At 74.6% G+C, this 17,356-nt stretch carries 20 protein-coding genes; 6 read left to right on the top strand and 14 right to left on the bottom strand.

Going from position 1 to position 17,356, the window contains the following annotated elements; all coding sequences use genetic code 11:
* Positions 1-19: 19 nt before the first annotated feature.
* The 3 genes from DSM104329_RS15070 to DSM104329_RS15060 are packed head-to-tail and all read right to left on the bottom strand — an operon-like array spanning position 20 to position 2,826.
* Positions 20-754, bottom strand: coding sequence for a PHP domain-containing protein (locus DSM104329_RS15070; RefSeq protein ID WP_259310666.1), 735 nt, complete (start codon positions 752-754; stop codon positions 20-22).
* Between the two features lie 9 nt (positions 755-763).
* On the bottom strand, positions 764-1,765 hold the full coding sequence (locus DSM104329_RS15065) for an ATP-grasp domain-containing protein (protein ID WP_259310665.1): 1,002 nt from the start codon (positions 1,763-1,765) through the stop codon (positions 764-766).
* Positions 1,762-2,826, bottom strand: coding sequence for a response regulator (locus tag DSM104329_RS15060; protein ID WP_259310664.1), 1,065 nt, complete (start codon positions 2,824-2,826; stop codon positions 1,762-1,764). The genes DSM104329_RS15065 and DSM104329_RS15060 overlap by 4 nt, the downstream gene beginning before the upstream one ends.
* A 135-nt stretch (positions 2,827-2,961) precedes the next feature.
* On the opposite strand from DSM104329_RS15060, the gene DSM104329_RS15055 reads away from it, so the two are divergent.
* Positions 2,962-4,161 (top strand): hypothetical protein, encoded by a 1,200-nt coding sequence (locus DSM104329_RS15055; protein WP_259310663.1) that lies wholly within the window; start codon positions 2,962-2,964, stop codon positions 4,159-4,161.
* On the opposite strand, the gene DSM104329_RS15050 is transcribed toward DSM104329_RS15055, so the two are convergent.
* Positions 4,154-4,579, bottom strand: coding sequence for an acyl-CoA thioesterase (locus DSM104329_RS15050; RefSeq protein WP_259310662.1), 426 nt, complete (start codon positions 4,577-4,579; stop codon positions 4,154-4,156). The two genes, DSM104329_RS15055 and DSM104329_RS15050, sit on opposite strands and share 8 nt — an antisense overlap.
* A gap of 151 nt (positions 4,580-4,730) precedes the next feature.
* On the opposite strand from DSM104329_RS15050, the gene rnhA reads away from it, so the two are divergent.
* A complete protein-coding gene (rnhA, locus tag DSM104329_RS15045; protein ID WP_259310661.1) occupies positions 4,731-5,261 on the top strand; it encodes a ribonuclease HI in 531 nt (176 codons plus the stop codon).
* 8 nt (positions 5,262-5,269) lie between these two features.
* Here the strand turns inward: rnhA and DSM104329_RS15040 are convergent, their stop codons facing one another.
* Together DSM104329_RS15040 and DSM104329_RS15035 are read right to left on the bottom strand one after the other, a co-directional pair.
* Positions 5,270-6,658, bottom strand: coding sequence for an MBL fold metallo-hydrolase (locus DSM104329_RS15040; protein WP_259310660.1), 1,389 nt, complete (start codon positions 6,656-6,658; stop codon positions 5,270-5,272).
* Positions 6,659-6,662: 4 nt separating this feature from the next.
* Positions 6,663-7,550, bottom strand: a complete 888-nt coding sequence (locus DSM104329_RS15035) for an SGNH/GDSL hydrolase family protein (protein WP_259310659.1) — start codon at positions 7,548-7,550, stop codon at positions 6,663-6,665.
* On the opposite strand from DSM104329_RS15035, the gene DSM104329_RS15030 reads away from it, so the two are divergent.
* Complete coding sequence (locus DSM104329_RS15030) at positions 7,549-8,403, top strand: SDR family oxidoreductase (protein WP_259310658.1); 855 nt, start codon at positions 7,549-7,551, stop codon at positions 8,401-8,403. The genes DSM104329_RS15035 and DSM104329_RS15030 overlap by 2 nt on opposite strands.
* 79 nt (positions 8,404-8,482) lie before the next feature.
* Here the strand turns inward: DSM104329_RS15030 and DSM104329_RS15025 are convergent, their stop codons facing one another.
* The 3 genes from DSM104329_RS15025 to DSM104329_RS15015 all read right to left on the bottom strand — a co-directional run bounded on the left by DSM104329_RS15025 (position 8,483) and on the right by DSM104329_RS15015 (position 10,218).
* A complete protein-coding gene (locus tag DSM104329_RS15025; RefSeq protein WP_259310657.1) occupies positions 8,483-9,292 on the bottom strand; it encodes a sigma-70 family RNA polymerase sigma factor in 810 nt (269 codons plus the stop codon).
* Positions 9,293-9,380: 88 nt separating this feature from the next.
* On the bottom strand, positions 9,381-9,590 hold the full coding sequence (locus tag DSM104329_RS15020) for an RNA-binding S4 domain-containing protein (RefSeq protein ID WP_259310656.1): 210 nt from the start codon (positions 9,588-9,590) through the stop codon (positions 9,381-9,383).
* 7 nt (positions 9,591-9,597) lie between these two features.
* Positions 9,598-10,218: a rhomboid family intramembrane serine protease gene (locus DSM104329_RS15015; RefSeq protein WP_259310655.1), complete on the bottom strand. Its 621-nt coding sequence runs from the start codon at positions 10,216-10,218 to the stop codon at positions 9,598-9,600.
* A gap of 54 nt (positions 10,219-10,272) precedes the next feature.
* On the opposite strand from DSM104329_RS15015, the gene DSM104329_RS15010 reads away from it, so the two are divergent.
* A complete protein-coding gene (locus DSM104329_RS15010) occupies positions 10,273-11,445 on the top strand; it encodes an AarF/UbiB family protein (RefSeq protein ID WP_259310654.1) in 1,173 nt (390 codons plus the stop codon).
* 8 nt (positions 11,446-11,453) lie between these two features.
* Here the strand turns inward: DSM104329_RS15010 and DSM104329_RS15005 are convergent, their stop codons facing one another.
* Complete coding sequence (locus DSM104329_RS15005) at positions 11,454-12,044, bottom strand: hypothetical protein (RefSeq protein ID WP_259310653.1); 591 nt, start codon at positions 12,042-12,044, stop codon at positions 11,454-11,456.
* A gap of 179 nt (positions 12,045-12,223) precedes the next feature.
* Between DSM104329_RS15005 and DSM104329_RS15000 the strand changes: the two genes are divergently transcribed.
* On the top strand, positions 12,224-12,604 hold the full coding sequence (locus DSM104329_RS15000) for an STAS domain-containing protein (protein ID WP_259310652.1): 381 nt from the start codon (positions 12,224-12,226) through the stop codon (positions 12,602-12,604).
* Between the two features lie 4 nt (positions 12,605-12,608).
* Here the strand turns inward: DSM104329_RS15000 and DSM104329_RS14995 are convergent, their stop codons facing one another.
* From DSM104329_RS14995 to DSM104329_RS14985, 3 genes are read right to left on the bottom strand one after another with little or no spacing between them, the layout of a single operon-like run.
* Complete coding sequence (locus DSM104329_RS14995; protein ID WP_259310651.1) at positions 12,609-12,941, bottom strand: hypothetical protein; 333 nt, start codon at positions 12,939-12,941, stop codon at positions 12,609-12,611.
* Between the two features lie 40 nt (positions 12,942-12,981).
* A complete protein-coding gene (locus tag DSM104329_RS14990) occupies positions 12,982-13,548 on the bottom strand; it encodes an NADPH-dependent FMN reductase (protein WP_259310650.1) in 567 nt (188 codons plus the stop codon).
* Positions 13,549-13,562: 14 nt separating this feature from the next.
* Entirely contained in the window at positions 13,563-14,057 is a 495-nt protein-coding gene (locus tag DSM104329_RS14985) for a hypothetical protein (RefSeq protein ID WP_259310649.1), read from the bottom strand.
* A gap of 206 nt (positions 14,058-14,263) precedes the next feature.
* On the opposite strand from DSM104329_RS14985, the gene DSM104329_RS14980 reads away from it, so the two are divergent.
* A complete protein-coding gene (locus DSM104329_RS14980) occupies positions 14,264-15,874 on the top strand; it encodes a metallopeptidase domain-containing protein (protein ID WP_259310648.1) in 1,611 nt (536 codons plus the stop codon).
* Between the two features lie 39 nt (positions 15,875-15,913).
* Here DSM104329_RS14980 and DSM104329_RS14975 read toward each other — a convergent pair whose 3' ends face one another.
* On the bottom strand, positions 15,914-17,104 hold the full coding sequence (locus DSM104329_RS14975; protein WP_259310647.1) for a DUF4394 domain-containing protein: 1,191 nt from the start codon (positions 17,102-17,104) through the stop codon (positions 15,914-15,916).
* Between the last annotated feature and the right edge of the window lie 252 nt (positions 17,105-17,356).

Below are 17,356 nucleotides of genomic sequence, written 5' to 3'. Positions count from 1 at the left end.
AGCCCGCCGGGGGCCCGGCTCAGGTGCCGCCGTAGGCCGGCACGGCGTCGAGCTCGCGCAGGACCGTCAGGCAGTGGTCGTAACGGCCGATCGTGTCCGCCCGATGGCTGTCGGTGCTCACCAGCAGCGGCACGCCGCGGTCGACGAACGGACGCAGGGTGCGCGCGGACGGCGTCTTGTAGCGCTCGTTGACCTCGATGCGCTGGCCGGTCCGGGCGGTCTCGTCGGCGAGCGCCTCGATCTGGTCCAGCGGCGCGTCGGACTCGTCGAGCCCGAGCTTTCCGACGATCGAGAAGAGGTGCGCGATCACGACCGGCTGCGGGCGGTCGAGCGTGCGCCGCGTCGACTCGATGAGGCAGCGGAACACCTCGGCGCCGTCGAGCTCGCCGCGGGCCAGGCGGTCGCGCACGTCGTCGGGATGGTTGACCCCGTCGTCCATGGCGACCTGGTGGTCTGCCGCGTAGATCACCTCGATGCCCGGCGGCAGCTCGTCGGGCATGTCGAGCCGGCCCGTCGTGTCGAGCAGCTTGGCCTCGATGCCGCACACGAGGCGCACGTGCGTCCGCGTCCGCGCGCGCTGGACCTCGGCCACGTACTCCGGCAGCCAGTCGGTGCCGACGCGGACGTGGTCCACGCACGTCATCTCGGTCAGGCCCGCCGCCTCGGCCGCCGCGACGTTCGCCTCCACCGTGTCGGCGCCGTCGGAGAACGTCGAGTGCACCTGCATGTCCTGGTGGACGGGCGTGCTCGCCATCGCGCCGGCTCAGCTCGCGACGCGCGCCGCGTGGCGCTGCAGGTCGGTGATGTCGTCGAACGAGAAGAAGCGCTCCTGGAAGAAGCGGACCATCGCGATGTCCTCGAACGGCAGCGGACCGTCCGGCACCGGCGTGCCGAGCGCCTCGCCGATCGCCAGCTTCGGCATGTCGACGCCCGCGGCGATCGTCAGCGGCATCGTGCCGGGGAAGCGCGCGTTGACCTCGAGCAGGGCCGGGACGCCCCCGGCATCCTCCTTGACCTGGACGTTGGCGACCGTGGTCAGGCCGATGAGCCGGGCCACCTCGCGGGCGAACGCGTCGAGGCGCTCGTCGTGCAGCGTGCGCCCGGTGACCGCGATGCCGGAGTCGACCTTCAGCCGTGCGCGGGGCACGACGCCGGCGACGTGCCCGTCCTCGCGGGCGATGACGTCGAGCGAGTACTCGGTGCCCGGCAGGTTCTCCTGGACGAGCAGGGTGCCGTCGCGCTCCAGCGCCTCGAGCTCCTCGCGGCGCTCGACGAGCCGGATGCCGCGCGAGCCGCTGCCCGAGCGCGGCTTGACGATCACCGGCAGGTCGGGCGCGGCGGGGTCGAACCCGTCGTCGACGACCCAGGTGTCCGGCACGCGCACCGCGTCGCGGCAGCGCTCGGCCAGAACCCACTTGTCCAGGCAGGTGCGCAGGGTCTCCTCGGAGGCGAGCACGAGGCGCACGCCGGATCCGGCGTAGCGCTCGCGGTCGAGCGCCAGCGGCAGCAGCTCGCTGTCGACCGTGGGCACGACGATCGAGACCGACTCGGCCTGGCAGATCTCGAGCAGGGCGTCGCAGAAGCCGGCGTCGTCGCCGCGCGGGAGGATCGCCCGGCGCGGGGCGTCGACGAGGTAGAGGCCCGCGGCGAACGGGTCGATGTCGGCGGCGATGAGGTCGAGCGGCTCGTCGGCGAGGTCGCGCAGGATCGAGATCCCGGACGGCCCGCCGGTGCCGGTCACGAGCACGCGGGGTCGGTCGGTCATCCGGCAGCTACCTCCGGGATTGCGGCCATGGGGGTCTCGGCCGGGATCAGGACGTCGCTCTCGCGCACGACCTCGAGCGGCTCGACGTAGCGCGCCTGCGTGTAACGAGCCCAGTAGCGCGCGGTCGCGCGCAGGAGCTCCTCGTCGAGATAGGTGCGGACGGCGGTCTGCGAGCCGTAGGCGCGGATGACCTCGAGCTTGCGCTCGAGGTACTCGTCGATGGCGACGAAGCGCGTGGGCTTGAAGTCGACGGTCGTGGAGGGCGCCTGGTAGCAGTAGATCCGCGGGATGCCGCGCGCCGCGACGAGCGTCGCGCTGTGGCAGTTGCGGTGGTCCTGGTGGACGTCCTTCGACGTATGGGTGTAGACGTGCGTCGGGTGGATCTCGTCGATGACGGCCTTGATCGTGGCGATCGTCGCGCCGCCCTCGCTGAGGCTCGTGTCGGCGAGGTCCGCGTGCACGAGGCGGGCGCCCATCAGGTCCGCCGCGCGCTGGGACTCGAGCGCGCGCTCGGCGGCCACGCCGCCCTGCTCGCCGCCGCTGAGCGTGAGGACGGTCACCTCGTGGCCTTCGGCGGCGTGGCGCAGGAGGACGCCGCCGACGCCGATCTCGACGTCGTCGGGATGCGAGCCGACGGCGAGGACGACCTGGCGGCTGCGGGCGCGCCGGTCGCGCGTGAGCACGATGAGCTCGCCGGCCTTCTCGACGAGCGCGACCGGGTCGACCGGCTTGGTCATGTAGTCGTCGGCGCCGGCGCGCAGGGCGGTGACCGCGTAGTCGAACGAGGCGCGCGCGGAGATGATGAGCACCGCGACGTCGGACTGCGCGGCCTTGATCTCGCCGACGAGGTCGAGCCCGCTGATGCCGGGCAGCTCGATGTCCGTGACCACGAGGTCCCACGGCTGGGCGCGCACGAGCTCGGCGCCCTCCTCGCCGTGCATCGTCCAGCGCACGGTGCCGTGCGCGGCGAGGAGCTCCATCACCACGGCGGCGAGGACGTCGTCGTCCTCGACGAGGAGGATGTTCGGCTGAGTTGAGGAGCCCTGGGGGTAGTCGGCCATCGTCGATTGATCGATCTTCCCGGAGTTCCCGCGCCCCCGGCCCGGCAAACGATACGGCTCTTCCCGGACATGGCATGATCTCGTCTCGCGAACGCCGTACGTGTCGCACATCGGTCCACCGGGGAGGACGGCGAGATGGAACAGGGCGATGACGTGCCGATTCAGCGCACCATGTGGATCCGTGTCGCCGCCGTGCTGCTCCTCGCCCTCCTCGCGGTCCCCGTCTCGGGCACCGCGAGCGCCGGCGCCGCCGAGCCGGGTGACGCCCTGAACCTCGTGCGCTCCTACCTGATCCCCGCCTCCGAGCCCGAAGCCGCCACCATCGGCGACCGGGGTTGGACATACGACTCCGCGGTCACGGCCGCCGCGTACGCCGCCACCGGCCAGGCCGCCGCCGCCGAGCCCATCCTCGACGACCTCGCCGCGCTGCAGCAGCCGGACGGGGCGCTCGGGTTCTCCTACGACGTGCGCACCGGCAGCGCCGACATGCTCGCCCGATCGGGCGCGATCGCCTGGGTGGGCATCGCCGCGGCGCAGTACCGCACGTCGACGTGCTCGCCTCGCTACGACGGCCTGATGGCGGGCGTCGCGCACTGGCTGCTGGCCCACCGCATCACCGACCCCGCCTCGCGCGGATACGGGTTCGTGCCGGGCGGGCCCGACGTGAGCTGGATCTCCGCGGAGCACAACTTCGAGGCGCGGGCCCTCTACGCGCGGGCGGCCGCCCTCATCAACGGCACCGTCGGCACCTGCGCCGGTGGCCTCGCCGGGGTGGGGCAGGCCGAGGCGGCCCAGCTCGCCGCCGATCTGCACCAGGCGACGGTCACCGCCGACGCGGCCATCCAGCGCGAGCTCTTCGTCCGCGAGGGTCCGCGCCGGGCCCACCTCAACCAGGGCGTCGGCGACGGCGCGCGGCCGATCGACGCGCAGGCGCTCGGCACGCTGTGGCTGATCGGCCAGGGCCGCAGGACCGATGCGACCTCCGTGATCACCGCGGCCGACTCCGAGATGCTCCTCACGCGGCGGTGGTTCGAGGGCCACCCGGAGGCGGGCCGCTTCACCGGCTACAAGCCGTACGCCGAGGCGTGGGGTCCTGACGTCCTCTGGATGGAGGGCACGCTGCAGATGCGCATGGCGAAGGCGGCGGCGGGCGTGTCGACCGACGTGATCGACGAGAACGCGGCGCGCTGGGCCACGCTGGGCACCGGAGGGCTGCTGCCGCAGGCCGACCGGACGCTGGTCGGCAATCCGGCCGGCGACTACCACACGTGGCCGGCGGCGGCGCCTGCCGCGTGGCTGCGCCTGGCGTCGAGCGGGTCGACGATCCTCAGCTGACGGCCGGGTCGTCGACGACCAGCCGCTCGAGGGCGGCGCGCAGCGGCGGCGGGATCTCGACCGGCCGGCGCGTGTCGCGGTCGACGAACACGTGGACGAACCAGCCCTCGGCGGCGGGGCTGTCGGCGCCGGCGGCGAAGAGCGCGATCTCGTAGCGCACCCCGCGCGTGCGCAGCTCGCCGACGCGCAGCGCGGCATGGACGGTCTCCGGGAACGTGAAGGCGGCGTGGTACCTGCAGTGCGATTCCGCGCACAGCCCGATCACCGGCCCGGCGGCGATGTCGAGGCCGCCCTCGGCGATCAGGTACGTGTTGATGACGGTGTCGAAGAACGCGTAGTAGTCGACGTTGTTGACGTGTCCGTAGACGTCGTTGTCGTGCCAGCGCGTGGGGATCTGCTGCCGGTAGGGGTAGTCCACGGCCCGGGTTCTAGCGCATGGGGGGCCGGGGACGGCGCCGCGCCCACAGCCCGGCGGCGCCGCGCCCACAGCCCGGCGGCGCGGTGGCCCGGTGGCGGCCTGAGGCTTGGGGCGGCCGTGCCGTCGGGCGGGCGTCGTAGCATCGCCCGCCGTGCCTGCCTCCACGTATCCGCGGCGCCGCCGCCGCCCGAACCCGCCCGAGACCCCCTTCGAAGCCCGTCCCGGTGAGGCCGCCATCTGGACCGACGGCGCCTGCCGCGGCAACCCGGGCCCCGGCGGCTGGGCGGCGATCGTCGTGCACGCCGAGGCCGGGGCGCCCGCCGAGCTGTCCGGCGGCGAGGCGCACACGACGAACAACCGCATGGAGTACACCGCCGCGCTGGAGGGCCTGCGCTCCCTGCCCGACGGCAGCCGCGTCTGCATCGTCACCGACTCGCGGCTGATGCTCGACTCGATGACCCGCTGGATCGACGGCTGGAAGCGCAAGGGCTGGAAGACCGCCGGCGGCGATCCCGTCAAGAACCAGGACCTCGTCCAGGCGCTCGACGCGGAGATGGCCCGGCACGCGGAGGTTCGCTGGCACTGGGTGCGCGGCCACGAGACCGGCGCCGCGCACGCCCACAAGGCGCTCAACGACCGCGCGGACCAGCTCGCCGTCGCGGCGGCGGCCGCCGCGGGCTGAACGCCGCCTCAGGCCCCCTCGACGACGGGCCAGCCCGCGGCTCGCCACGTCCCGACGCCGCCGTCGACGACGTGCAGGACGTCGCGTGCGCCGTGACGCTGCAGCAGGCTCGCCGCCACGGCGGCGCGCTGACCGGACGCGCACATCACCGCCACCGGCCGCTGCGGGTCGATGCCGTCCGGCACCTCGGCGATGTCGTGGTAGGGGACGTGGACCGCGCCGTCCAGGTGGCCGGCGTCCCACTCGCTGCGCTCGCGCACGTCGAGGACCTGCAGGCCGTCGCGGTCCGTCTCGAGCCGCTCGTGCAGGGCGCCCACGTCGATGCGCGCGATGCGGTCGACGTCCCGGCGCTCCTCGCGCCACGCGGTCATGCCGCCGTGCAGGTACGCCAGCGGCCCGGTCACGCCGACCGCGCCCGCCAGCTCGCACGCGCGCTCCGCGTCCTCGTCGTCGCGGCCGACCACGACGATCGGCTGCTGCGGGCGCGCCAGCCAGGCCAGGCGCGAGCCGAACCCGGCGCGCAGCGAGGTGACCGAGACGGAGCCGGGGATGTGCGCCTCGTCGAACTGCAGCTCGGTGCGCACGTCGACGACGAGCGCGCCGGCGTCGCGCGCGGCGGCCAGCTGCCCCGGATCCACCGGCTGCGGCACCTGGCGATCGGCGCGCAGCGGCCCGCGGTTGAGCGCGACGATCGCCTGGAAGTTCGGCGGCTGCGGCGCCAGCCCGGAGATCGACCGCGCGACGAACGCATCCTCGTCGTCGATGCTCAGCAGCGGGCTGTGGGCCCGCTCGTAGCCGATCGTCGAGGAGACCTTCAGGTCCATCCCCGGCCCGCCGCACAGCGAGCCGCCGAGATGCCCGGGCCAGACCTCGCAGTCGTCGGGCAGCGTGAGCAGCGCCTCGTGCAGGGAGCGAAACAGGCCGCGCGCGCCCTCGGCCTTGTCGACGGCCAGGTCCGGCCGCGCGACGTCGCCGACGAACAGGCTGTCGCCGCTGAGCACCGCCCACGGCTCCGGCCCGCGCGCCGTGTCGATCAGCAGGAACGCCGTGTGCTCCGGCCGGTGGCCCGGCGTGTGGAGCGCCCGCACCACGAGCCGCCCGAGCTCGAGCTCCCACCCGTCGTCGACGGGATCGTGGTCGTACTCGGGCGCGGCGGCGCGGTGGATGTGCAGCGTCGCGCCGGTCGCCGCGATCAGCCGGCCGTGGCCGGAGACGTGGTCGGCATGGTTGTGCGTCTCGAGCACGTGCTCGATCCGCACCCCGAGGTACCGGCCGAGGCGCAGGTACTCGTCGATGGCCAGCCGCGGATCCACGACGGCGGCCACGCCCGCCTGCCCGTCGCCGATCAGGTAGGAGGCACAGCCGAGGTCGTCGTGGATGATCTGCCGGAAGAGCACGCGATCACGTCCTGCGCGCGCGCAGGGTCCCCGCGGCGAGTTGGGCGATGATCGAGTAGCCCTCGGTCCGGGCGTGGATGTCCTGGAACTGGCAGTAGTAGGTGAGCTGGCAGACCTTCGCCACCGGCACCGGGATCATGCCGTAGGGGTCGAGCGTCGTCGTCTCGTCCAGCGAGCCGTACGCGCCCGTCGCCGCGGTGACGTCGACGAACGCGCCCTTGACGCTCGCGTAGGCGTCCGTGAGCGCCGGGTTGATCAGCGACCGGAACGCCACGACCGACAGCGTCGCGAGCGTGTGGTCGGGGGAGAGGACCCAGCCGCCGAGGATGACGTCGGGGTACGTGATGCCGACGATCGGCACCTTCGGTCCGGCGGCGGCGCGCAGGCGCTGCGCGAGCACGCCCACGTTGTCCTTGATGCCCTGGACGGCGCCGCCGACGCAGGCGATCGGATCAGGGTCGCTCGCGCACTTCGTCACGTCGTTGCCGCCGATCGAGACCGTGATCAGGCCGACGCGCTTGCGGTGCTTGCGGATGTAGCGCTCGGCGGCGGCGATCTGTGTGGTGCTCGAGTAGTCCGGCCCGCCGACCGCGCGCGCGTCCGGCCGGCAGCCGACCTGCTCGAGGATCGAGGTCGTCGTCGCGCCGCCGCAGCCGAAGTTCACGAGCCGGAGGCGGTAGCCGCGCTTGCGGGCGAGGCCCGGGACCTGGTTGGCGTAGCCGTCGGTCGTGTTGTGGCCCTGCTTGACGCCCGTGGCCTGGTAGCCGGTCGCGTAGGAGTCGCCCAGCGAGACGTAGAGTTGCTTGGCCGGGCGCTTGGCGGCGATGCCGGTGGCCGGCACCGCCAGCGCCACGCCGGTGACGACGGCGATCAGGAGGGACAGTCGGATCATGCGCGCACGCTACCGCGACGTTGACATGGATTTCACCGGTCGGATCGTCGTGGTCACCGGCGCGGGGTCCGGGATCGGCCAGGCGACGGCCCGGCTGTTCTCCCGGCTCGGGGCCTACGTACACGGCGCGGACGTCGACCGCGGCTCGGTCGAGGCCCTGGTCGCCGAGCTCGGCGAGGAGCGCGCGGCCGCCCACGAGCTCGACGTCCGCGACGCCGCCGCGGTCGAGGCGTTCGCCGTGGACGTGTTCGCCCGCGGCCGCGGCGTCGACGTCCTGCACAACAACGCGGGCATCGGCCACGCGGGCGAGATCGAGCACACGACCATCGAGGACTGGGACCGCGTGATCGGCGTCAACCTGCTCGGCGTCGCCTACGGCGTCCAGGCGTTCGCGCCGCGGATGCTCGAGCAGGGGCGGCCGGCGTCGATCGTCAACACCGCGTCGTCGCTCGGGCTCGTCGCGATGGGGCGCATGGCGCCGTACTGCGCGTCGAAGTTCGGCGTGGTCGGGCTGACGGAGGCGCTGCACGCCGAGCTCGCGCCGCGCGGCCTGCACGTCTGCGCGGTGTGCCCGGGCATCATCGACACGCCGATCACCCGCAACGCCGTCCTGCGCGGCACGCCCGGCGAGCGGCGCGAGGGGATCGCCGGCTTCTACGGCAGGTACGGCGCGAGCGCCGACCAGGTCGCCGGCGCGGTCGTCGACGCGGTCCGGCGCAACCGCGTCATCGCGCCGGTGCCCCGCAGCCAGGTCTCTCCGGCGTGGTGGGCCAAGCGCATGTCGCACCGGACCGGGCAGGTCATCGCCCGCCACATGCCGCGCGTCGTCCTCGGCCGCGGCGCCGGCACGTGACCGAGCAGGGCTTCAGGATCGCCGAGATCGGCCGCCGCGGACGCCTTCTCTCGCGCGGCGGGGAAGGTTCAACCGACTCCTAGGCCACGAGATGGAAGAGCGCCGCGTCCTCGTCCTTGAGGCTCGTGCGGAGCTTCTTCTTCGTCTTGCCGTGGATCTGGCAGATGCGGCTCTCGGAGACGCCCAGCACCTCGCCGATCTCCGCCATGGTCAGGTGCTTGACGTAGAGCAGGACCGCGATCTCGCGCTCGCGCTCGGGCAGCTCCGCGAACGCCGCGCGGAAGCGGCCCTTCGCGTCGGCGCGCAGCACCGCGGCCTCGGGGTCCGCCCGCTCGTCGTCCGAGGCGATGGTCTCCATCCGCTCGACCTCGGCATCGTCCTCGGACATGACCACGGCGTTGAGCGAGGTGACGTCGGAGCGGGCGATCTCGCCGCGCCGGCGCAGGAGCTCCTCGACCGGGCAGCCGAGCATGTCGGCGAGCTCGGCGCGGGTGGGGCGCCGGCCGTGGACGCCGGTGAAGTCCTGGACGCCCTTCTCGATGTCGCGCTCCCAGCGGCGCACCGAGCGCGGCGCCCAGTCCTGACGGCGCAGCTCGTCGAGCACGGCGCCGTGGACGCGGGTCCACGCGTACTGCTCGAGCGTCGCGCCCTTCTCCGGGTCGTAGCGGTCGATCGAGACGATCAGGGCCTCGAGGCCGACGGACAGGTAGTCCTCGACCTCGACGTGGGCCGGCACGTTGCGGACCTTGCGGTAGACGATGAACTTGACCATCGGCGCGAGCGACAGCACCAGGCGGTCGCGCACGCGCGGGTCGGGACGGACGCGGTACTGCTTCCACAGGCGCTGCAGCTGGTCCGTGCGTGCGCGCTTCTCGGTTGCGACTTCCACCCTCCGGCGCTTACCCGATTGCGCGAAGTCAATTCACTGGAGAGTGGTTTGTCGAGCAAGTGGACCGGCTGCTCCGGTTCGCCTTCGGCTACCGGATCTCGACCGTCTCGTCGCCGAGCTCGACGACGTCCCCCGGCCGCAGCTGGCGGCCCCGGCGGGTCTCCGGCTCCCCGTTGACGCGCACGTCGCCGGTGAGTAGCAGCTCCTTGGCGTCCACGCCCGAGTCGGCGAGCCCCGCGGCCTTCAGCAGCTGGCCGAGGCGGATGACCTCGCCGCGGATGGGGAACTCGCGCGCCACGTCTCGGCTACGCGAAGGTCGACGGGGTGCGCGACGGCGACGACGTGCGGCGGGCCTCGAGCGCCCAGGCCGCGATCACCCCGCCGATGCCGCCGAAGAGATGGCCCTGCCACGAGATCCCGTCGCGCGGGACCAGGCTGAACAGCAGCGTCGAGCCGTAGATGACGAGCACCACCGCACCGACGAGCAGGTGCACCATGCTGCGGCTGAAGATGCCCCGGGTCATGAGGTACGTCGCGTAGCCGAAGACGATGCCGCTGGCGCCGATGTGCTCGGTCCCCGCCGGCGCGACGAGCCAGGTCCCCAGGCCGGCGACCACGGCGATGATCACCGTCGCCCAGACGATCCGCGCCAGGCCCGAGAGCGCGATCGACGCGCCCAGGATGAGGAACGGGATCGTGTTGCCGATCAGGTGGCCGAAGCCGGCGTGCAGGAACGGCGCCGTGGCGATGCCGATCAGGCCGTCACCGTCGTGCGGCTCGATGCCGTACTGGTCGAGGTCGCCGCCGAGCGCCGTGTCGACGATCTCGGCCAGCCACATCAGCCCCGCCATCGCGGCGACGAACATGAGACCGTGCTCGCGGTCGAGCCGGCGCTGCGCGCCCGCGGACGGAGTCGACGTCGTCATGTCGTCAAGGTAGACGGCGTGCGGACGACGCGTCGCGGGCAGGATGGGGCGGCGATGGCGACCCGGTCCCCGATCCCCGGCACGGTGGCGAGCCTGCTCGCCACCGGGCGGGCCCTGCTCGGCCAGGCGCCGACGGCGCAGATCGCGCTCGCGCGGCTGGACGGCGTGCTTGGCGAGGACGTCCTCGGGCCCACGCTCGCGGGGGAGGCGGCCGCGGCGGCCGAGGCGACATGCGTGCCGATCGACCCCGGCGCGATCGAGCGCGAATTGCGCGCCGCGTGGCGCCGGCCCGCGGCCCGCGTGCTCGACGACCTCGATCCGGAGCCGCTCGCCGTGCGGCCCGCTTCCCAGGTGCACCGCGCGACGTTCGCGGGGGAGGCGGTGGCCGTCAAGGTGCGCCGGCCCGGGGTGGAGCGGGCGATGCGCGCGGACCTGGCGCTGCTCGGATCGCTGGCCGGACCGCTGCACGCGGCCTTCCCGCGGCTCGATGCGGAGGCGGCGTTGAGCAGCGCGCGCGAGCAGGCGCTCGACGAGCTGGACTTCGAGCACGAGGCCTCACAGCAGCGGCGCGTCGCCCGGGCGCTGCGAGCCGTGCCCGGCGTCGTCGTGCCGCGCGCGGTGCTCGAGCTGGCGGCGCCCGAGGTCCTTGTCACCGCGTTCGCCGAGGGGGCCACGCTCGCGGACGGCGGGCGGCCGGCCGACCCGGCGGCGGCCGCGCGGGCGCTCGTGGCGGCGTTCCGGGCCGCGTGCCTGGACGCCGGCCTGGCGCCCGTCGATCCGCGTCCGTCGCACGTCGTCGTGACGCCCGCGGGCGAGCTCGCCCTGCTCGGGCTCGGAGTGGCGCGGCCGGTCGATCGCGCCCGCGCGGCCCGCGCGCTCGACGGCTGGGACGCGCTCGCGCGCGGCGACGCGGACGCCTTCGCCGCGGTGGCCGCGGGGCAGGAGCTGCTCGACGAGGCGGACGCGCGGGCGGCGCTGGCGCTGCTGCGTGGCATCGGCGGGCCGCTGCTGACGACCGGGCCACAGCGGTTGGACGGCACGGCGCTGGGGTCGCTGCTGCGCCGCGCGCGAGGCGCCGCGCCCGAGCTGGCGGCGCTCGCGCAGGCGGGGCGACCCACGCCCGACGATCTTGCGCTGGGCCGCATGGCCGCCCAGCTCGTGGCCGTGCTCGCTCGGCTCGAGGCGACCGCCGACTGGAGCGCGATCGGGCCGCGCGACGGCGCGTAGGCGTGCGGCTACAGCCCGACGGGGTGACGCGCGACGAACCCGCGTGTGGAGCGGTCCATCGGCTGCCAGCGTGAGCCGGTCGTCCTCTGGCCGCTCGTGTCGAACCGCAGGCCCGCGATCACCATGAAGGCGTGGTCCTTGTTCGAGTACACCGTGATCCAGCGGCCGGCGTCGGGGTCGCCCCACGACATGAGGCCGGTGGACGCGAGCGGGGCGGGGATCAGGCCGGCGCCGTTGAGGGCGAAGGACACCGAGCCCGAGCAGTCGTAGGCGGTGTCGGCGAACCGCCGGTGCCCGCCGCCGTAGCGGTAGGGCAGCATGGCGATCTGGTTCGCCGCGGCGATGACCTTGACCACCGCATCGGGGGCGCCGGCCGGAGCGACCGCCGTGCCGTCGCCCACCAGCGTCGCCGCCGGGACGGGCGCGACGGGCGGGACGGGCGCGACGGGTGTCGCGGGGGCCGTCGTGACGGGCGCCTGGGCGGCCTTGCCGTCGCGGTACGCGGCACCGCCGGTCGGGCTGTCGGCGAACGCCGACGGGGCGGCCAGTGCGGCGCAGGCGAGCGCGGCGGCGAGGACGGTGGGCAGGCGCGGGGACATCTCGCCCGGAAGGTTCGGCGCGATCCGGCCCGGCCGGACCGGCCTGCAGCTTCTGCACAGGTTCGGCGAGGTTTGGCGAGCGATCGTGCGCCAAAGCTGCAGGCCGGGCGCCCGTTCGCCAGCGAAGTTGCAAAGCGAGACGGCGATGCCCGAGGTCCGCACCGGGTAGTCGGACGGGAGTGCCCCCCGACGCCGAGCCGTTCTCCCTGTCGCTGTCGCACGCCGACGGCGTCGCCGTCGTGGCCGTGCACGGCACCGTCGACCTCTACACGGCCCGGGAGCTGCGCGGTCTGCTCAACGACACCCTGCCGCGCTCGCGTGGCACGGTCCTCCTCGACCTGAGCGAGTCGACGTTCGTGGACTCCAGCGGCCTGGCGGCGCTCATCGCCGCGCACCGCCGGGCCCGGCGCGACGGCGGCCTCCTGGTCGTGGTCAACCGCGACCGGGAGATCGCCCGGCTGCTGGAGGTGACGGGCCTCGACTCGCTGCTGAGCGTCGCCGCCGACCGGCGGGAGGCCATCGACCTGCTGCGCCCGCGGAGGCGGGCCGCCGGCGGCTGAGCCGTCAGATCAGGGTGGCCAGCGGATCGGGGCGCTCGAGCTGGCGTGGCACGAGCGCGAACGCGACGGCGCCGGCGCGCACGCGGACCGCGGCGCCGGGACGGAAGTCCGGCGTGCCCGGGTCCGGCGCCGCCTCGCCCAGCCCGAAGATGCGATGCCCGACCCTCGAGGCGTGCGTGCGCAGCGCCCGCTGGGCATCGCGCTCGCTCAGCCGCCAGCCCGCGGCCTCGAGCCGGGGCCCGTGCCAGAGCTCCCAGCGCCAGCGCCGGAACGGCAGCCGGCCCGGCGGAAGCTCATGGAGCACGTAGGCGAAGGAGAGGCCCTCGACGATCGGCATCGACGTCTCCGAGCCTAGTGGGCCTGTCCGGCGCGGTGCACTACCCGGGGCGCAGCCGCCGCAGCGCCGCCTCCATCCGGACCAGCTCGTCAAGCATCGCGTCGGCGCTGGTCTCCATCGTCTCGTTGGTCTGCACGCCGTCCTCGTCGTCGACGAACTGACGGAAGAACGGGAGCGTGACCGCCTCGGTCACCGGGGTCATCCGCAGCGCCGTCACGACCTGCTTGAGCATGTTCGTCGCCCGCGTCCCGGCGGACACGCCGCCGTACGCGACGAATCCCACCGGCTTGTACTGCCACTCCTCGTGCAGGAAGTCGAGCGCGTTCTTGACGGGCGCGCTCATACCGTGGTTGTACTCCGGCGTGACGATCACGAACGCGTCGGCGGCGTCCACGCGCGCGCTCCAGTCCTTCGTGTGCTGCTGCGTGTACTGGCGCAGGCGCGGATGGTTCGGCTCGTCGAGGAACGGGAGGCCGAGCTCGAGCAGGTCGACGACGTCGAGCTCGAAGGCTCCGTGCGCGCGGGCGCGCTCGACGAACCACTGGGCGACGGGCAGCCCGCCGCGGCCGGGACGGGTGCTGCCGATGATGATGGCCAGAGTGGGCATGCGGTCCCACACTCCTACCAGGAGCCGAAGCCGAGCGCCGCCACGCTGGCAGCGATCAGCACCACGCCGAGCGCCTGGGCCACGCGGGTGTCGAGGATCCCCGGGATGTGCTCGCGCTGCGCGCGGGCGTCGGCGACCGCGATGAGCACCACCGCGCCGAGCGCCGCGCCGATCACCCCGGCGGCGATGGCGACGCCCTGCCACGGGCCCGCGCCGTCGTCGCGGGCGAGCGCGGCCAGGGTCAGCGAGCCGGCGAGCAGCGTCCAGACCCGCGCACGGCTCTTCGCGCGCAGCTCGCGGTGGCGCCACCAGCCGGGGTCCTCGGGCGGCGGCCCGCGCATCGCCCGGTCGGCCCGCCAGACCTCCACGAGCGCGTTCGTCGCCGCGACCGCCGCTGCGATGCCGGCGACGAGCTTCGCCGATCCCGCGCCGAGCGCGACGGCGAGCAGGCCGACGACGACCATCGCGGCCCACACCGCGAGGGCCCGGGCGGACAGTGCGGTGGGCACGGCGGCACCTCCCTGTGCGTCGAGAGCAGGGGCGCGGACGCGCCCTGCTCATTATCGTCGCGCACCGTCCCGTCCCGCACGCAGCGACGACCCGGGCCGCGCCTGCCGCCGCACGGCGCTGCCCGGTCGACGACCGCCGTCAGACGCGTGCGAGCGCCGCCGAGACCCGAAGAACTTGCGGACGGGTGTACTAGGTTCACGCGCCGATGTCGCGACGTATGGCGCCCGCGGTCGTCCTGCTGGCCGCGATGCTCGTCGCGGCCGCGCCGGCCGCTGCCGCACCGAGGGTCGCCGCCACCGTGCCCGAGACGCTGCGGACCGGACAGCCGGTCGTGGTCGACGGCTCGGCGCGCCAGGCGCCCCGTGGTGCGCGCGCCGTCCTGCAGGAGCGCCGCGGACGCCGGTGGACGGCGCGGGCGCGCGCCCGGGTGCGGCGCGACGGGACGTTCGCGCTGCGCTGGCGCGGCGTGGGCGCCCGCGCGGCGGTGGTCGTGCGCGTCGTCCTCGTCGACCGGCGCGGGCGCGTCGTGGCGCGCGGGCGCATGCGCGTCGTGCATCGGACCGCCGACCCGGCGCCGCCTCCGGCCCCGGCCGCGGATCCCTCCACCGCCCAGGCGCCCGTCCCCGCCGACCCGGATCCGCCCGCGCCCCAGGCCGCAGTGCCGACGTGGCCGGGCTTCACGCCCGGCGGCCCGCTCGTCGTCGTCGCGGACGCGCAGCGCCTGCACTCGCTCGGCGCCGACCGGTGGGACGTCTGGACCTGCGGCGACGTCGGCGGCGCCACCGCGCAGGACGCGGCGGCGGTCCTCGATGGGCGGATCGTCCCGTACTTCGCCTGGCTGTCCGGGGGGCGCTACCGGCCGGAGTTCCGCGCACGCGGCGCCCTGGACGGCAGCGACCCCTCCGGGTGCGCGCCCGAGGCCCGGCGGCTCAGCGCCGGCCGCGACGGCGCGCTGATCGTGCAGACCGAGCGCATCTCGGCGAGCAACGACCTCTGCGCCGACGACAGCTCGACGCTCGACCCCTGCGCCGGGGAGCCCACCACGCTGCCGGGAAACGACCGCATCGCGTGGATCGGCCCCGGTGAGCTCTTCGGCGCCGGCGCGCACATCTCGACCGTCGCCCACGAGCTCGGCCACGCGCTGACGTGGCCGCACGCCTTCACCGGCCGGCTGCGCATCGAGATCGGCGGCGTCGAGGTCGGCGTCGAGTACGACGACCCGCTCGACGTCATGGGCTACGAGCGCCTGTGGGGCACCGGCGGGTGGACCGACCCGTCCGCCGGCGTGTTCGCGCTGAAGGCGACGCAGGCGATCGACCGCATCGCCGCCGGCTGGGTGCCCGACGCGGCGATGACCGTCCACGACCGGCCGGCCGCCCTGTACGTGCTGGGCCCGCTCGACGAGCCGGGGCTGCAGGTCGTCACGATCCCGACCGGCGACCCGCGCGCGTTCCTCACGCTCGAGGCGCGCGTCGACCGGCCCTTCGACGCGGTGCCCGGCGACGGCATCGTCGTGTCGGCGGTCGACCAGCGGCCCGCGTCGTGTACGACGTTCGACGACGCACCGGTCGGATGCTGGGGCCAGGTGCGCCGCCAGTCGCCGGCGCCCAACGCGCCGGACAGCCTCGACAGCCTCCTCGGCGTGGGCGACGCCGTGAGCGTCGCGGGCGTGCGCATCGCCGTGACGGGGCGCAGCGGGGACCGCTTCGCGGTGCGCGTGGACGGCGAGCGGGCGCACTTCGACCCGCTGCTGCCCGCGCTGTGCCTGCTCGCGCCGGACGTCTGCGGCGCCCTGCAGGGCCCGCTGCCCGGGTAGGCCGCCGGCCGGACGCAGGGCCCGGCCGGCGGGTGCTCGCTACCCGACGCGCTGCGCCAGGGTCTGGCTGCGGATCACGCGGCCGGTGGTGCGCTCGTTGCCGGCGCTGTCGCGGACGGTGGTCTGCACGCTCATGCGCAGCGTCCCCGGACGCCGCACGAGGGCCTTGTTCGCGGCGTCGAGCGGGATCGACACGTCGACGCTGCCGGCGCTGCCGACGACGTCGCCGGTCGTCGTGCCCAGCGGGTGGTTGGTGTGGTCGACGACGGCGGAGACCTTGACGCTGCAGGCCTCGTCGCAGGCGACCTTGATCGGGATGCCGCGGTCGAGCATCGTCGACTCGAGCAGCGTGCTCGACAGGTCGACGACCACGTTCGGCGGAGTGCGGTCGTCGGCCACGGGGCCGAGCGCCACGATCGCCGTCACCGGCGCCGCGGTGCCCTGCGTGTTGGACGGCCGCGCGGCGATCGGGCCGACCGCGGTCGCCGCGCCGTTGGCGAGGTTCACGCGGAACAGCTCGGGGTTGGCCTGGCCCGCGCGCCGCAGGGCGGCGTAGGCGTTGTTCGTCGGGGTGATCGTGAAGCCGCCGGGGCCGCTGAGGTCGACGCCGAGCGCGCCGACGGTGCGCAGCGTCCCCGCGTTCGGCGGGTCCTGGATGGCGAGCACGTCGCGCGCGGCGTCGATGTCGTAGAGCGTCGTGCTCGTCGCGCCCGGCGCCTGGTTCGTGTAGGCCGAGGCGACGACGCCCGGCGCGGCGCCCGCGCCCGGGTCGCCGGCTGCGTACTGCAGGTTGTCCTCCGCGGCCGAGACCTGGCCGTTGTCCGGGTTCAGGCGCAGGTTCTGGCGCGCGTCGGAGACGCTGCGCAGGTTGTCGGCGACCGGGTTGGCGCTGAAGCCGAACAGGCCGCCGCTGAGCGCCGGGGTGAAGGGGTTGCCGACCGCGAGCGCCTGGCCGGAGCCGAGGTCGACGCGGTAGATGCGGCTGCTGACGCCGAGCGCGTAGAGCGCTCCGGTGCCGACGCGGCGGTCCAGGCCGACGATCCGCTCGCCCGCGGGCAGGCCGCTGACGGGAACGCTGTACTGGACGTTGCCGGGGGCGTCGGAGCGGAACAGGACGAGCTGGTTGTCTTCCGTGACACCGGCGATCTGGTCGGCGGCGAGGGCGCCGCCGGGCATCGCGAGAGTTCCGGCCAGGCAGGCCAGGGCGACGCACGAGCGCAGTGGTCTCAAGAGGGACTCCTGTGGTTCGTGTGCGGACGGTGTTCTGGTTTCAGCAACACGCCGGGGATGCCCGGCGATGCGGTCCGCACGCCATGTTGCACGCAAGCCGAGCGTCGACTTCCTCGGCCTGGCGCTGAGGAACTCGACGCTCGGTGCGGCGGGCCGGGTGCGCGGCGCGGGCCGGGTGCGCGGCGCGGGCGGGGTGCGCGGCGCGGGCGGGGTGCGCGGCGCGGGCGGGGTGCGCGGCGCGGGCGGGGTGCG

It is taken from the genome of Capillimicrobium parvum (assembly GCF_021172045.1).
Taxonomy (GTDB): Bacteria; Actinomycetota; Thermoleophilia; order Solirubrobacterales; family Solirubrobacteraceae; genus Capillimicrobium; species Capillimicrobium parvum.
This window is presented reverse-complemented; position numbering and strand designations above follow the sequence as displayed.

Bases quoted from the DNA above. Each gene is read 5' to 3' on its own strand.
- DSM104329_RS15015 (WP_259310655.1), bottom strand. From the start codon at position 10,218: ATGACGACGTCGACTCCGTCCGCGGGCGCGCAGCGCCGGCTCGACCGC.
- DSM104329_RS14995 (WP_259310651.1), bottom strand. From the start codon at position 12,941: ATGCCGATCGTCGAGGGCCTCTCCTTCGCCTACGTGCTCCATGAGCTT.
- DSM104329_RS15035 (WP_259310659.1), bottom strand. From the start codon at position 7,550: ATGATCCGACTGTCCCTCCTGATCGCCGTCGTCACCGGCGTGGCGCTG.
- DSM104329_RS15060 (WP_259310664.1), bottom strand. From the start codon at position 2,826: ATGGCCGACTACCCCCAGGGCTCCTCAACTCAGCCGAACATCCTCCTC.
- DSM104329_RS15065 (WP_259310665.1), bottom strand. From the start codon at position 1,765: ATGACCGACCGACCCCGCGTGCTCGTGACCGGCACCGGCGGGCCGTCC.
- DSM104329_RS15070 (WP_259310666.1), bottom strand. From the start codon at position 754: ATGGCGAGCACGCCCGTCCACCAGGACATGCAGGTGCACTCGACGTTC.
- DSM104329_RS15010 (WP_259310654.1), top strand. From the start codon at position 10,273: ATGGCGACCCGGTCCCCGATCCCCGGCACGGTGGCGAGCCTGCTCGCC.
- DSM104329_RS15005 (WP_259310653.1), bottom strand. From the start codon at position 12,044: ATGTCCCCGCGCCTGCCCACCGTCCTCGCCGCCGCGCTCGCCTGCGCC.
- DSM104329_RS14980 (WP_259310648.1), top strand. From the start codon at position 14,264: ATGTCGCGACGTATGGCGCCCGCGGTCGTCCTGCTGGCCGCGATGCTC.
- DSM104329_RS15055 (WP_259310663.1), top strand. From the start codon at position 2,962: ATGGAACAGGGCGATGACGTGCCGATTCAGCGCACCATGTGGATCCGT.
- DSM104329_RS15030 (WP_259310658.1), top strand. From the start codon at position 7,549: ATGCGCGCACGCTACCGCGACGTTGACATGGATTTCACCGGTCGGATC.
- DSM104329_RS14990 (WP_259310650.1), bottom strand. From the start codon at position 13,548: ATGCCCACTCTGGCCATCATCATCGGCAGCACCCGTCCCGGCCGCGGC.